Origin of the sequence: Bacillus sp. BR3(2024) (genome assembly GCF_039134555.1) — a bacterium.
GTDB lineage: Bacteria > Bacillota > Bacilli > Bacillales > Bacillaceae_G > Bacillus_A > Bacillus_A cereus.
In genome coordinates this window covers 1,529,144-1,543,805 of sequence record NZ_CP152433.1, presented here as the reverse complement: position 1 = coordinate 1,543,805, position 14,662 = coordinate 1,529,144, and the positions used below count along the sequence as shown (strand labels likewise).

Below are 14,662 nucleotides of genomic sequence, written 5' to 3'. Positions count from 1 at the left end.
TGCCTTATAGTGATTTCGTCACTTTTACTCCGAAAAATCCATCTACATTTACAAGTTCACCATACGCCACTAATACATCATTTACATAAATACGAATTGGTTCATCAATATCCTCATCTAGTACAACTGCTTCATTTTCTTGTAAACTTAATATATCTTGAATCGTTTTCACTGTACTTCCAAATACAAATTTCACGTTCATTTCTACATTTTGTAGAATGGACGTGTCCATATATACTGGTTCCATTTGTTTTACTTCTTTAAATTCAATAGGTTGCACAACTGGTTCTACAATTTTTTCTTCTTCAATTTCTTCTGTGGCAATCTCTTCTTCTTCCACCATTGGATACAGAAGTCGCCTTACCATTTCTTTCGCTTCAGAAATTGGTAAAATTTGATACATTTTCGATTGAAGCAGATCACCAATTTCAAGATTGAACGTAATTTGAACGAGTTCGTCCACTTCCATTGACTCTCCCAAATACTCCATTTCTTCTTTTAACGTTACAAATTTAACATTTGGCGGCGTCATGTCCATTTTTTCTTGGAACATTTCTGACATCGCCGTAGCAGCGTGACCCATCATTTGGTTCATAATTTCTTTAATACCGCTCAGTTCTAATTCAGTAAGCTCTTTTTCCGGATCAACTTCCCCTGTTCCCATCATCATTAAATCTACCATTGTTAAGGCGACATCTTTCGTAAATACGAATACATTCTCATTCTTTAGCCCTTCAACAAAGTCAACATTTAAAATAACAAATGGCACTGGTACTCCATCATAATGACGAACATTGATTGCTTCCACATTTGGTGTACTAATTGTAACTGGCTGATTTAAAAGCGTTGACAATACTGTTGAAGCGGAACCAATTGAAATATTTGCAATTTCACCAAGTACATCTTTCTCTTCTTGTGTTAAATGCTCTTTTTCAACTTGTTCTTCTACAATCTCAGTTTCCACTACTTCTGCTGGTTCGACTGTTTCTTCTACTTCACCAGATAATTGCATTAATTTATTTACCATTTGTTTCGCATGATCAACTGAAACAATTTGTACAAGTTTAGAGTTTACAAGATTATCTATCTTTAAATCAAACGACACTTTAACAATCGTATGATTCCCATCGATTTCAGAAATTTTCTCCATTTCTTCTGATAACTTTACAACTTTAATCGTCGGCGGAGACATATCTACTGTATCTTGGAAGAATTCCGACATAGATGTAGCTGCGAATCCCATCATTTGATTCATCGCTTCTTGTACAGCACTTAGCTCTAATTCACCAAGTTCTTTTCCGTCCTCCACTTCACCTGTTCCCATCATCATTAAATCAGCAATGGATAATGCAACATCTTGCTTAAGGACAAGAAGGTTTTCCATATCTAATCCTTTTGTAAAATGAATGTTTAATACAACATGTGGAACTTCGACATCTCTTGAATCATATAAATCTACCAACTCTATGCGAGGAGCAGTAATGCTTACTTGCCTATTTAAAATTGTTGATAATACAGTCGAAGCTGAACCAAATGATATATTTGCAATTTCGCCAAGAATATCACATTCTTGAGGCGTTAAATGCTCATTTTCTTTTTCTAGCACAATCGTGCTCGTATCCCCTTTTGTGTGTTGCTCAGGCATTTTCCCTGCCTCCTCATTTCTGTTTTTCTATCAAATAATATAAACTCTCATTTAATTTTAACAAACTTATTATATAAAACGTTAATATGTATGTATTCCCATTATTAGATTCGTAGCGATTAGCCAAAAAGCTCCCCAATTGTATACAAGTGGGGAGCTTTCCTTCATTCCTATTATAAACCTTCTGGGTTTAAAATGAGGACCACTCGTCCATCACCGAGAATCGTCGCACCAGAGAAATAGTTAGAACTCTCTGCAAAGAAGTCACCTAATGACTTTAAGACTATTTCTCTTTGACCGATAATTGTGTTTACAATAAGTCCATAGCTGCGATGTGTATTACGAACAATTAACACAGGAACCATTTGACCATCATATGACGCAAACGCCTCATCTACTGTTTTTTCACCAAATACAGTACTTAAATGTTTCACTTCAATAATTTGATTACGATAATTTAACACATCTTTTCCTTGTAAGGATTGGATGTCTTCTCTCTTAATTCGAATTGCTTCAACGATATTTCCAAGAGGTAAAGCATAACGCTTATCATTAGTTTGAACAAGCATAGATTGAATAATAGATAACGTTAATGGAAGTTCAATTCTAAATGTACTTCCCTTTCCTTCCTCAGAATCAATAATTAAATGTCCACCTAAACTATGAATCGTATGTTTTACAACATCTAATCCGACACCGCGTCCAGAAAGATCTGATACAACTTCAGCTGTACTAAATCCTGGTTGGAAAATAAGATCAAACACTTCACGATCTGTTAATCTATTCGCATCTGCTTCAGTTACAACGCCATTTTTAATCGCTTTTTCTAATACTTTCCCTTTATTAATACCGTTTCCATCATCCGTAATTTGAATAACGACATGATTTCCACTATGAAAGGCTTCTAATTTAATCGTACCTGTCTCATTTTTACCTGCATCACGTCGTTTTTCAACAGTTTCAACACCGTGATCGATTGCATTTCGAATTAAATGAACGAGCGGATCACCGATTTCATCAATAACAATTTTATCTACTTCAGTATCTTCACCTGTAATTTGTAAATCGATTTTTTTCCCTAAATCTTTCGCTAACATACGTACCATACGCGGGAAACGATTGAACACAGTTTCAATCGGCACCATACGCATATTTAATAGTACATTTTGAATATCTTTTGAAATATCGCCTAATCGATTTAAATGTTCAATTAGCTCCTTGTTTTGAATCGTTTGAGCCAATTCATCAATGCGCCCACGTTCAATTACACTTTCTTCAAACATATTCATTAATCTTTCGATTTTCTCTAATTGAACACGAATTGAACGATTCTCCACTTTAGCATTTTTCGTTTTTGTAGTACTTTTAGCTGGCATAGCACTTGAAGGTTGATTCATTACCTCTATTGGTGATTCTACCTGCGTAGCCACAGCTGGTTGTAGCTTTTCTTCTACTTGCACAACTTCTTGTGTAACGACTTTTTTAGAAGCTACTTCCTTCGATATAGGTTCTCCTTGCTTTACTTCCACTTTCTCAATTTCAGAAACATGAAGTACTACTTGTTTCAATTCTTCTATACTACAATCCGTATCCATAAATACTGTAAATTCAAATCCAAAAGCATCTGCTTCAATTTCTTCAATACTCGGAGCTGTTTTTTGTATATTCCCTACATTTTGCAATGCTTCAATACACATAATGGCACGTACTGCTTTTAAAATCGCTTGCTGTTCAACTGTTATATGCACTTCATGCGAAACTGCATCATCGTTGTCTATATGATTTTGCTCTATATGTTCCGTAGGAGTTTCTACATTGCCGTTCAATAACACTTCTAATTTCTGTTTAGTTGAGGCTACATCAATATTGCCCATTCCACCTTGTTGCACATCTGCAACCATCTTCTCCAAATTATCAATGCACTCAAAAATCACATCAATAATATCCGCATTTACAACTATATTTCCATGACGAATTTCATCTAACACATTTTCCATCTTATGCGTTAAATCAGCCATCTCCGTAAATTCCATACTCGCAGACATACCTTTGAATGTATGAGCGGAGCGGAATATTTCTCCCACAACATCCATATCAGCAGGATTTTGCTCTAACACTAGCACATTTTCATTTAGCGACTGTAAATGTTCTTCTGACTCTTCGAAAAATATATTTAATAGATCTGTTTGCATTTTTATCCCCTACCTGTCTAACAAACATTTCATTTATGTATAACAATTTAGTGTTTTATAATGAGAAAAAAGGGGGCCACACGTCGATCCGCTATCACTGTTTTGATTCCTTGTGGCACCCCTTCTATATTAACTATTTGCTACTTTTGTTAAAGCTTCAATTACACGATCGGCTTGGAATGGCTTTACAATAAAGTCTTTTGCCCCGCCCTTAATTGCATCTAATACCATACCTTGTTGTCCCATTGCAGAACAAATAACAACCTTTGCACTTGAATCAATTTTAATAATTTCTTTTAATGCTTCAAGCCCGTCCATTTCTGGCATAGTAATATCTAATGTTACAATATCAGGTTGAAGTTCTTTATACTTTTGAATCGCTTCTACCCCATTCTCTGCTTCGCCGATAACTTCAAAGTCAGCATTACTTTTTAATAAGTTTTTAATCATCGTTCGCATAAACATCGCATCGTCTACTACTAAAATTTTATGTGCCATTCTTTTTAATTCTCTCCTTCTATGTATAAATATATCTTAATATTTCACCTTATCATTCTCACTCATTATACAAAATAAAATGATAAAATTTAATATTTTTTTAAAAGAATTTTCGTATTTTTATTATTTTATTATTAAAATAATAATATACTACTCTTTTATATAAATAACAACGCGACGGTTTTTTTCCCAGTTTTGCGGTGAATCATTTGGTACAATTGGCTTTGTGTCTGCATATCCTACCGCAGCTAGCCTTTTATCATCCACATTATACACTTCAATTAAATGGTGAATCATATTTGCCGCTCGTGCTGAAGATAACTCCCAATTAGAAGGAAATTTCTCGTTATGAATAGGTCTACTATCTGTATGTCCCTCTACAACAATTGGGTTAGGTACGGATTGAAAAAATCCAACTAATTGACTTATTATCCCTTTCGCTTCGGGCTTAACGTTTGCATCGCCTGTATCAAATATTAAATTATCTACTATAACGACGCTTACCCCTGTATCCTCCCGATATACATTCACTTGACTAATACCGTTATTATCTACATACGCTTTTAACTTCTTATATAATTCATCCATTCTCTTTTTTGAGATCATTTTTTCATCATTTTTTTCATGTGAAATATCTGGTATTGTATTTTCCATTACTTTTGCATCTACTTGCCCCGTATCACTAAACTTTTCAAGCATCTTTGACAATTTTACTGCATCTTGCTTTGATGTAGCAACTAGTAATACAAAGAAAGTTAATAATAACATCGTTAAATCTGTAAAAGTCGTCATCCAACGAGGCGATCCCTTTTGCGGTCCTTTACTCATCATACCACTCCTTGAAATATTAGGCTGCTCCTTTTACCTTTTTTACCTTTGTTTCGTATACGTATGTATCCAGTTTCAACTTTAATTTAGAAGGGATTTGTCCACGATACAATTCTGAAATTGCTTCTATTACAAACTTCTTCTCTGTATATAAATCTTCAATACCACGATATACTTTTTCCGCAAGAGGGATTGCAATCATATTCGCAAGTACAGACCCATATAATGTCGTTAACATCGCAACTGCCATCCCTGTACCAATTTGCGATGTATCTTGTAAGTTTTGGAGCATAATGATAAGACCAATTAAAGTCCCTATCATGCCCCAAGCTGGAGCAAAATCACCAATTTTATCTAATAATGCTGCTCCTTTTCTTAACTCATACACTTCCGTTTCAATATCTTTCAATAACACTTCTTTTAATTCATCTTCATCGTAACCGCTTAACATTAATCGAATTCCTTTTTGAATAAAAGGATTATCCACTTGCTCTCCATCTACCTCTAAAGAAAGCAAGCCGTGCTTTTTAGACTTTTTCGAAAAATCGACAAACAAATCCGTTAACTGTTCTAAATCTTCTTCTCTTCTATGTAAAACAGTAAAAATGCTTTTCGTATATTTTTTTATTTCTCCAAATCGATATGCCACAACAATTGTCGCTGTTGTTCCCCCTATGACAATTAAAATAGATGAAACATCTAAAAAGTTTTTGAAAGCTTTTATTCCACCGCCGCCAAGCATAATTGCCGCTATCACTATAATGAAACCTACTATAATGCCCACTGGGCTAGAAATATCAAACTTCCTTTTTCTTCTTTGTGGTCTAGCTAATACTTGATTTTTCTCTCCCATATTTCTGCCCTTTCCTTTCCATTTTTATATAACATTTTTTTATTTTAATAATACGTTTTCACATATAACATGTATTATACGCTTATCATCTGTTTATCGCAATATACTCATGAAATTGACACATTTCATTTCTATATTAGAATTATATTATGAATAAATGAGGAGGATCACGATGGAACACAACATTTTACAAGTCATTGCATTAGCAGAAAAACTAAAATATGAAATGCGACATAGCTGGCTTTCCAACGGACGTCAAGAAAGTGTTGCCGAACATACATGGCGTATGTCTCTAATGGCCATTTTAGTTGAACCTTATTTGGATCAAAAAGTAAATATTGAGAAATTACTTAAAATGGTTATTATTCACGACCTAGTCGAAGCCGAAGCTGGTGATATCCCTGCATTTGATACAATGAATAGTCATGAATTACAGCTACAAAAACAAAAAAATGAACTGGAGGCTATTTTAAATATTAAACAAACGTTAACAGGTTCTCTCGGCGAGGAATTATATGACTTATGGATGGAGTTTGAAGCGAAAGAAACGTACGAAGCACAAGTTGCTAATGCACTCGATAAACTTGAGGTGAAAATCCAGCATAACGAAGCTGATATTGATACGTGGCTACCAATTGAACATAAAATGACGTTCCAAGTAGCAAAGCATACAAACTTTGATTCTTTCCTATCTAAATTACAAAAAATTATTGAACAAGATGGAGAAAAGAAGTTAATTGCTGCCGGCATTGATGTTGAGGCATGCAAGCAATAATGAAATAAGACACTCAACAAGAGTGTCTTATTTCATTATTGTTGATATAGCCTGCTTATAAATAAGCTGTTGTTTTCCATCCACTAAGATTAAAACTGTAAATTTATCCACTCCAACAATTTCTCCTACTATTCTAACGCCACTCTTTAAGAAAATTGTAACTGTACCTTTTTCTTCTTTTATTTGTTTATACAATTCTTCCTGTAAATGTTCCAATTACTTTCCTCTCCTTCCTGTGAAACATCTTAATATAAAAAACTATAAATTTCATTTATGCACTTTGTCTTTTATGTTCATAAACTTATTAATAAGTATATCTAAATCACGACTAAATAACAAAACTTTATCATGATCCAATCCGTGTCTCGCAACAAGTTGAATTAACTCTTTCTTTTTGTTTTCTATTTTATTTTTTAATTGTCCCATCTCCATCTCTATACTAAAACTCCCTTTTCCCATAATATTACTTGTAAAATTATAGTACATATTCTCTCATAAAAAAATAAGAAAATGGTTTTTTTTACAATTTTTTATTTTTTATGCCTAAATTATGAATTACGTAAAGGTTTATTTACAAATCACTAACATGCAATCCTAATGAATCTACAGGCATTTGTCTAATTATAAATGAGACTGGCTCGTTTTCTATACAAAAAACATACTGTATATAGTAGTCCATGAACCATATAGATTAACTTACTAAAAAGGAGGAAAACATATGAGTTATGGTGGAAGTTGCGCTGGTTTCGGCGGTGGATTTGCTTTGCTTATCGTACTATTCATCCTTCTAATCATCATCGGATGTAGCTGTTGGGGTGGCGGCGGATACGGATATTAATATATCCTATCCTTGAAAAATGAACGAAAAACTATAGAAAAACAGCTCAAATATGAGCTGTTTTTTTTCATACTTTCGTATGAATTTATATCCCTCTTATTTGCGATTTCAACTAATAAAATATCGTTTAATATGGAGGAAGAAACATTTTACTAAGGAGGATTACAATGATTAAAGGTCTTTACGAAGCACAATTACCTGTTGGACTTCCTACAGAGGAGAAAGTGCATGTAAGCGAATGGAAAAAACAAGTTCAAGCATCATCAATACATAAGGATTAATCTATTTATGTCAGTTTCTTATTCCACACTTCTTAAAACAAATAAAAACTTCAATAAACTATTTTATGGGCAAACATTAAGTGTACTTGGGGATTGGTTCCATACGGTAGCTTTATTAACATTTGTCTACAGCATAACGGAATCGCCGTTTATGATCGTACTTACTTTTATAAGTAAAAGTTTACCACAGCTTCTTCTTAGTCCATTCATAGGCGGAATTGTAGATCGTTTCTCTAAAGAATATTATGATTTTTACCGATATTACACGGGGAATTCTAGTCCTTACATACTTACTCGCAGGCTATAAAATTGAGATTATTTTCATTGCTAATATATGTTTATCTGTACTTTCTTGTTTATTTGAACCGGCTAAACAAGCAACCCTAAAAAATATCGTACACCAAAATCATTTCGTAACTGCTAACTCTCTTTCTAGTACAATTAATGGTTTTATGTCTATTATGGGGGCTTCTTTGGGCGGAGTAATTGCACAATCTTTACATATTGAGTTCGCTTTTTTAGTAAATAGCCTATCATACTTTATTTCAGCCTATTTTATTTATAACACGAGTATTCCTGCTCATGATACTTGTAACAAGAACAAAGCATTTTTCACTGATATAAAAGGTGGTTATACATACATATTACAAACAAAAATCATTTTAACATTAATTCTTGTCGGCATTTCATGGGGGATTATTGGAGGTGCTTATCAACTACTTCTAACGATCTATGCCGAAAAAATTTCCCATACGAACATTGGGATTTTATATACGGTTCAAGGGGCTGGGCTTATGATAGGAAGCCTTCTCGTTAATCTTTATATATCCCATAATAAAGAAAAAATGAAAAAAGTATTCGGTTGGGCCTACTTATTACAAGGAATTTTCTTTCTCGGACTCATTCTATCCGATCAACTTATTATCGGTATCATTACTTTATTCTGTATGCGCATAGCAGGAGGAATCATCGTTCCACTTGATACGACATTACTTCAAACTTACATACACGAAAATATGATAGATAAAGTTTTTTCATTCCATTATTCCATTTACGGATCTCTTATTCAGTTATCGATGTTTTTTACAGGAGGGCTGTTAGAAATTCTTTCTCCTCAAATGATTGGCTGTTTATTAGCTACATGCTGTATTTTTGTAAGTTTTATATGGCTGTTCTTGTTTTATCGCGGGGATCTCAGTGAATAATTTAATGATAATCAATACATTTTGATCCCATTCATTATTTGTTTCCCCATAATAAAATTGTTTAAAAATACAAGTCAGATTTTTTAGTTAAAGAGCCTTATATGGCAACACTATTTGAGAAAAAACTAGATATTTATGTTAAAATACAAATAAGTTTGTGAAACATTGCACTTAAATAATAGACTTTAACTAGTTAAACTTGATTAAATAGGAGGGCTGTTTTGGGTATCACATTCTTTTTCATATGTATTATATTAGTGGCTTCTATTCTGCAAGCAAGTACAGGTTTTGGCTTTTCCATAATGGCAACCCCTTTCTTACTTATGTTATTTCTACCACAAGAAGCTATACAAATAAACATTATTTTATCTTTAATTATCTCCATTTCACTCATTTGGAAAATAAGAATGGACGTTGATTTTGTTCTACTGAAAAGGTTTATTTTTGGAAGTATAGTTGGTGTTCCTTTTGGCATTTTAATTTTCATTTCCGTTAACATAAACACTTTTAAATTAGCAGTTAGCATCCTACTCTTACTATTAACATTGTTGCTAATATGCAACGTTAAGGTTAGATCAACACAATCTAGAGATTTCATAGTTGGCGGATTATCTGGTCTTTTAACGACAAGTATCGGTATGCCAGGTCCACCCCTGTTACTTTATTTTACAGGAACTAATACTGAAAAAGAGAAGTTAAGAGCAACTACATTAGCTTTTTATCTGTTTATATATTTCATTAGTCTAGTAACTCAAATACTCTTTACTGGCACAAACAAAACCATTTGGGAATCAAGTTTTTATGCCATTCCAATTGTATTTTTAGGTTTGTTTATAGGTCAAATTATTTTTAAATGGCTTAATCAACGGATTTTTAAAATATTTACGTACATTCTTTTAAGTTGTACAGGGGGTTATCTTCTTATTGAAAGTTTGAACTTGTTATAGAAGATGCTTTAGATCGTGCAATAACAGATATGTTCAAACGAAATTATTGCTGTATTTTCCGGCGGGGTATTCCATATCAAAACTTAAATAACTTTATTGACAGTTTACAATTAGCAATAATCTTTCTTTCATAAGGAAAATATTTCAAATCAAATACTAAATAAAACGATAAAAAGCGGCTATTATGCCGCTTTTACTTACTATTGGTATTTCATTCTCATTTTCTATCACTTTTGTAAAAAATTATTAATTTTTATTTCTATGTACATGATAACAAACAAAATACCTAAGTTCAGAAAGAATAAACAACTTTCTGGCCTTAGGTATTTCTCCTTCTCAAAAAGGCAAACCTGCATCACAGGTTTGCCTCTTTACTCACTTCTTATTTAATCCTTTTTCACTTAAAAACTCTTTCATATGCATTCTTTTTTCTTTAGACATAAACGAACTCATTGATTCCGTCCATGTTACGTTTTTCTTGTTTGATGATCTTTCTTTATAATACGCGTTCATCGTTTCATCATATTCGTTTAGTAATTCATCATATTTTTGTTCATCATATCCATTTTCATGAAGAACTGCTGCTACTGGTAAACGTGGTTTAACTCCATGTTCTTCATCTGGTACACCGACTGTCATTCCGAATACAGGATATACTTTATCCGGTAAATGAAGCAGTTCACTCACTTCTCTCGGATTATTACGAATACCACCAATATAACAAATACCGTATCCTAACGATTCTGCTGCTAGTGCTAAGTTTTGCGCAAAAAGTGAAGCATCTACCGTCGCAACGATAAAGTCTTCTACTCCCTCATGCTTTATCTCTGTACTATGTTTTTCACATGCAATTTCAAGTCGTTTTAAATCTGCACAACAAACAAAAAATGCTGCACAGTCCTTCACATGACGATTTCCGGATAGCTCTGCTAGTTTAGCCTTTAATTCCTGATCTGTTACATATATAACAGAATACGCCTGTACAAAATGTGATGAAGCTGCATGTTGCGCAGCGTGCACCATCTTTTCTACTACATCTTTCGGAATTGATTCTTCTTTATATTTACGAACTGAAACATGTTGCTCCATCTTATGTATGATCTCATTCATGAAAATCACTCCTTTTTTCTCTTCATAATGAAAAATTAACATATCTTTTTCAATTTTCACAACTTATAAGCACAAAAAGAGCAATTCTTTTTGAATTACTCTTTTTTAAAACGTTTATCGATACGGTAAATGAAATTATACTTATCTTATTACGCCGTTTTCAAAACTTTAATACCTTTTACGATATTCCAAATGAAGTAGTAAATCCCTACAAGAATGAACACTGCATATGTGATAGCCATTCCAATTCCAGCACCGTCAGATTGATTGAAACCTAAACCGTACATGCCTGATACTGCTAGTCCTCCAAATAAGATTGCGTATGGGAAAACATGTGACCAAAATGCTTTTTTCGCGTGATACTTCACTTCATCTTCTGCAACAAAGTACACGATAATTGGTAGTAAAAATGGTGCAAAAAAGATACTAAAGTAACATAACGAAGATAAAATATTATTTCCTTTCATCCGATTCACCTCTAAATAGTTTTTGTTACCTTCATTATGTCAGGAAATCATTCTAGAAACTATCACTTTACCTTTCACGAACGTGACATATTTGTAAGATTTTCCTCAAACTAAATCCCGCCTGAAGTTTCAGACGGGATCACTTTCACTATATTCGATTCATAAACCAATACTGTGTGATTGCTAAATATTCTCGTACATTCGATGGAATGATGATTGGTTTCGGTGTTTTTGCCGGAAGACCTTCTAATTGTAAACCTTGTTTTGCCGCTATTTTTTTCGCTCTAAACATGTGAAAATCGTTTGTTACGATCATACCTTTTTTCATATCGGCTGGAATTAACGGTTTTGAGAATGTAATATTCTCATCTGTACTCGTAGATTTGTCCTCCATTATAATGCGGTCTTCTGCGATATTTTGTTTTATTAGTCCTTGTTTCATTGCTAATGCTTCTGAAATGTCTTCGCCTTTTCCTTGTCCTCCAGATACGATAGCGATTGTTTTCTCATGTGATTTTAAATATTCAGCTGCTTTATCAATACGATATTGCAATGAATAAGATGGTTTCGTCCCATTTACTTTCGATCCTAGTACAATTATGTAATCAGCATCGTAGGTTGCATTCATATGCCCATGCTTATAAATGTGATATTGTAAAAAACCCGCATACACGGCGCAAATCATTATAACAACTAAAATGCCCTTCATTATTTTCTTCTTTCTCATATTCATATACTCCTATTTTCTTTTACTTCCTTCATGATAATATCCATTTATTTGTTTGTATACAGACAGATTCCAATAAACCCTAATTTATCCTCTGAAAGGTAATATTTATATTACTTTCGGGAATAGTAAGTACAACTTTACACGAAGGAGTGTCTCTATTGCTTCTCTTTTTATGTAACGTGTCGTTCTTTTTTATCTTATTTTTACTATCGCTTAAGTTACTCGGTAAATCCGCGTTAGCACAACTAACTCCTCATGATTTTGGGGCTATAATCTTTTTATCTTATTTAGCTTTCCAGGCCATACCCGTCTCTGGTGCTTTACAAGCATTTCTCGGTATGGTTGTTATCACATGTTTACATTTACTTCTTACAAAATTAAGCCTATTCAACAAACTAAATCGTTTTATTCTTGGACACCCTATCATTTTAATTAAACATGGTGATATTATTTTTGAGAACTTACAAAAAAGTAGATACCCCATTGCAGAACTACTTTCTAATCTTCGCGTTGCAGGATATCCAAGTGTTCATGAAATTGAATACGCTATTTTAGAAGCGAACGGCGCTATTAGTATTTTACCAAAAAGAGAACTTGTACCATTAACTCCAAAAGATTTAAACATAGAAGTTAAGTATGCTGGATTACCAATTGCACTTATCGTCGATTCACAAATTCAATACGATAACTTAAAGTTAATACATAAAGATGAAAAATGGTTATATAAAGAATTAAAAGAAAAAGGAATTACAAATATTAAAAACGTTGCCTTTGCTTCTGTTCAAGAAACAGATGGATCTTTTGCGATTAGTTTAAAGGAATAAAAAATCCCCTTAATTGCTTAAGGGGATTTTCTTCATCATATCGCTTCTTTCTCTCCTGCCATATTTAATGGCACAGGATGTTTCATGCGATTCATCGTAAATACGATAATTGCTGTCATTACTTCAGCAACTGGCATAACGAGCCAAACTCCATTTATACCAAATAATTTCGGCATAATCCATAACAATGGAATAATAAATAGTAATCCTCGGCTCATTATAATAAGTACTGATTTCTTCGTTTGTCGTACTGATTGGAAATACTCTCCATACACAATGTTATAACCTAAAAATACATATTGGATAAAGAATAAGCTAATACCTGTTAAGGTTAACTCCAATAATTCTGGAGATTGAACATCAAATAAACCAATGATATATTTCCCGAAGAATAATCCGACAATTATCGCAATGCCTCCGAGGACAACTGCAATTTTCACAGCAAACTTCAATCCTTCACGAAGTCTCTCTGATAAATTTGCCCCATAATGGAAACTAGCAATTGGCTGTAATGCTGCTCCAACACCAAAGAATAATAGTAATGTCATTGCATGAATACTATTCACCATCGCATAGGAAGCTACTCCTACTTCTCCTGCATATTGGACGAATGCGATATTAAAACCAATCGTTACGATTGCAACCGTACTTTCTGCTGTAAAACTTGGGAAACCAATCACCATAATTTGTTTGACAGTATCCCATTCAAAATGGAATTTCGTCCACTTTAAAATACTATTTTTTCTAAAGAAATGAGTTAATAATACAAGGAAACCAATCGCTGCCGAAAGAATAGTCGCTGAAGCAGCACCTGTTACACCCCATCCAAAGATAAAAATAAAGATATAGTCAAACACTATATTTAATACAGCTGTTACAACAAGACCAGCCATTGCTAAATTAGGATTTCCATCATTTCGTATGAATGTACTTAAAATATTTTCTAAAACGTATATCATTCCAAATGTTAATAATACGTGTAAATAGTCTAACGCATATGGTAGAATCACTTCATTTGCACCAAATAAATATGCTAAATCTTCTATTCTCCATAAGCAAATCGCTGCTAAAATCCCTACGATAACAACTGCTACCGTCATGGATTGAGTAAAAATAGACCTTGCTCTTTCTCGTTTATTTTCACCTAATGCAATGGAATATAACGTTGCCCCGCCCATTCCAATCCATAATGAAATAGAGAAGAAAATCGAAAACGCTGGAATAGCCACGTTTACTCCTGCTAAACCGTTCGCCCCAACTCCTCTACTAATCATGACCGCGTCAATTACAATATTCACTGACATTAATACCATTCCAAGAACGGCTGGTATTAAATATGAAATAAATAAACTTTTAATTGGTTTTTCTCTTAATTTTTCTGTTGCTTCCATACTATTATGCTCCTTTTTCAACTCTCTGTTCACAGTTTAAACCTTCAAGTAACTTGAAGGTCAAGAGAGAATTAAAAA

General features: G+C 33.4%; 15 protein-coding genes and 1 pseudogene. 5 read left to right on the top strand and 11 right to left on the bottom strand.

The annotated features are described in order from the left end of the window. Positions 1-4: 4 nt before the first annotated feature. The 5 genes from V7S45_RS08035 to V7S45_RS08015 all read right to left on the bottom strand — a co-directional run bounded on the left by V7S45_RS08035 (position 5) and on the right by V7S45_RS08015 (position 6,016). Positions 5-1,645 (bottom strand): flagellar motor switch protein, encoded by a 1,641-nt coding sequence (locus V7S45_RS08035; protein WP_001115002.1) that lies wholly within the window; start codon positions 1,643-1,645, stop codon positions 5-7. A gap of 173 nt (positions 1,646-1,818) precedes the next feature. Next, positions 1,819-3,837, bottom strand: a complete 2,019-nt coding sequence (locus V7S45_RS08030) for a chemotaxis protein CheA (protein ID WP_342761729.1) — start codon at positions 3,835-3,837, stop codon at positions 1,819-1,821. 129 nt (positions 3,838-3,966) lie between these two features. Then, positions 3,967-4,335 (bottom strand): response regulator, encoded by a 369-nt coding sequence (locus tag V7S45_RS08025; protein WP_000940565.1) that lies wholly within the window; start codon positions 4,333-4,335, stop codon positions 3,967-3,969. A 150-nt stretch (positions 4,336-4,485) separates the two neighbouring features. After that, entirely contained in the window at positions 4,486-5,163 is a 678-nt protein-coding gene (locus tag V7S45_RS08020) for an OmpA family protein (RefSeq protein ID WP_000033627.1), read from the bottom strand. A 19-nt stretch (positions 5,164-5,182) separates the two neighbouring features. Further along, positions 5,183-6,016 carry a flagellar motor protein MotP gene (locus tag V7S45_RS08015; protein ID WP_000504191.1) on the bottom strand — a complete coding sequence of 278 codons (834 nt, stop codon included), beginning with the start codon at positions 6,014-6,016 and terminating at the stop codon, positions 5,183-5,185. A 172-nt stretch (positions 6,017-6,188) separates the two neighbouring features. Between V7S45_RS08015 and V7S45_RS08010 the strand changes: the two genes are divergently transcribed. Continuing rightward, entirely contained in the window at positions 6,189-6,791 is a 603-nt protein-coding gene (locus V7S45_RS08010; protein WP_025688340.1) for an HD domain-containing protein, read from the top strand. Between the two features lie 27 nt (positions 6,792-6,818). Here the strand turns inward: V7S45_RS08010 and hfq are convergent, their stop codons facing one another. Both hfq and V7S45_RS08000 read right to left on the bottom strand, forming a co-directional pair. Next, positions 6,819-7,007, bottom strand: a complete 189-nt coding sequence (gene hfq / locus V7S45_RS08005; protein ID WP_025688342.1) for an RNA chaperone Hfq — start codon at positions 7,005-7,007, stop codon at positions 6,819-6,821. 51 nt (positions 7,008-7,058) lie between these two features. Then, complete coding sequence (locus V7S45_RS08000; protein WP_000291688.1) at positions 7,059-7,277, bottom strand: aspartyl-phosphate phosphatase Spo0E family protein; 219 nt, start codon at positions 7,275-7,277, stop codon at positions 7,059-7,061. A 232-nt stretch (positions 7,278-7,509) separates the two neighbouring features. Here V7S45_RS08000 and V7S45_RS07995 point away from each other — a divergent pair, with 232 nt between their 5' ends. The 3 genes and pseudogenes from V7S45_RS07995 to V7S45_RS07985 all read left to right on the top strand — a co-directional run bounded on the left by V7S45_RS07995 (position 7,510) and on the right by V7S45_RS07985 (position 10,062). Continuing rightward, positions 7,510-7,629 (top strand): YjcZ family sporulation protein, encoded by a 120-nt coding sequence (locus tag V7S45_RS07995; RefSeq protein ID WP_000120179.1) that lies wholly within the window; start codon positions 7,510-7,512, stop codon positions 7,627-7,629. A 288-nt stretch (positions 7,630-7,917) separates the two neighbouring features. Next, positions 7,918-9,115 (top strand): annotated as a pseudogene (locus tag V7S45_RS07990) (MFS transporter). A 221-nt stretch (positions 9,116-9,336) separates the two neighbouring features. Further along, complete coding sequence (locus tag V7S45_RS07985) at positions 9,337-10,062, top strand: sulfite exporter TauE/SafE family protein (RefSeq protein ID WP_000513081.1); 726 nt, start codon at positions 9,337-9,339, stop codon at positions 10,060-10,062. Positions 10,063-10,437: 375 nt separating this feature from the next. Here the strand turns inward: V7S45_RS07985 and nfsA are convergent, their stop codons facing one another. From nfsA to V7S45_RS07970, 3 genes are all read right to left on the bottom strand, one after another. Beyond that, positions 10,438-11,172 (bottom strand): oxygen-insensitive NADPH nitroreductase, encoded by a 735-nt coding sequence (gene nfsA / locus V7S45_RS07980; RefSeq protein WP_001002392.1) that lies wholly within the window; start codon positions 11,170-11,172, stop codon positions 10,438-10,440. 149 nt (positions 11,173-11,321) lie between these two features. Then, complete coding sequence (locus V7S45_RS07975) at positions 11,322-11,639, bottom strand: DUF4870 domain-containing protein (protein ID WP_000678055.1); 318 nt, start codon at positions 11,637-11,639, stop codon at positions 11,322-11,324. Between the two features lie 148 nt (positions 11,640-11,787). After that, positions 11,788-12,366 (bottom strand): YdcF family protein, encoded by a 579-nt coding sequence (locus V7S45_RS07970; RefSeq protein ID WP_001227676.1) that lies wholly within the window; start codon positions 12,364-12,366, stop codon positions 11,788-11,790. A gap of 161 nt (positions 12,367-12,527) precedes the next feature. On the opposite strand from V7S45_RS07970, the gene V7S45_RS07965 reads away from it, so the two are divergent. Beyond that, positions 12,528-13,193 carry a DUF421 domain-containing protein gene (locus V7S45_RS07965; RefSeq protein ID WP_000923924.1) on the top strand — a complete coding sequence of 222 codons (666 nt, stop codon included), beginning with the start codon at positions 12,528-12,530 and terminating at the stop codon, positions 13,191-13,193. A gap of 35 nt (positions 13,194-13,228) precedes the next feature. On the opposite strand, the gene V7S45_RS07960 is transcribed toward V7S45_RS07965, so the two are convergent. Next, positions 13,229-14,584, bottom strand: a complete 1,356-nt coding sequence (locus tag V7S45_RS07960; RefSeq protein ID WP_342761728.1) for an MATE family efflux transporter — start codon at positions 14,582-14,584, stop codon at positions 13,229-13,231. Between the last annotated feature and the right edge of the window lie 78 nt (positions 14,585-14,662).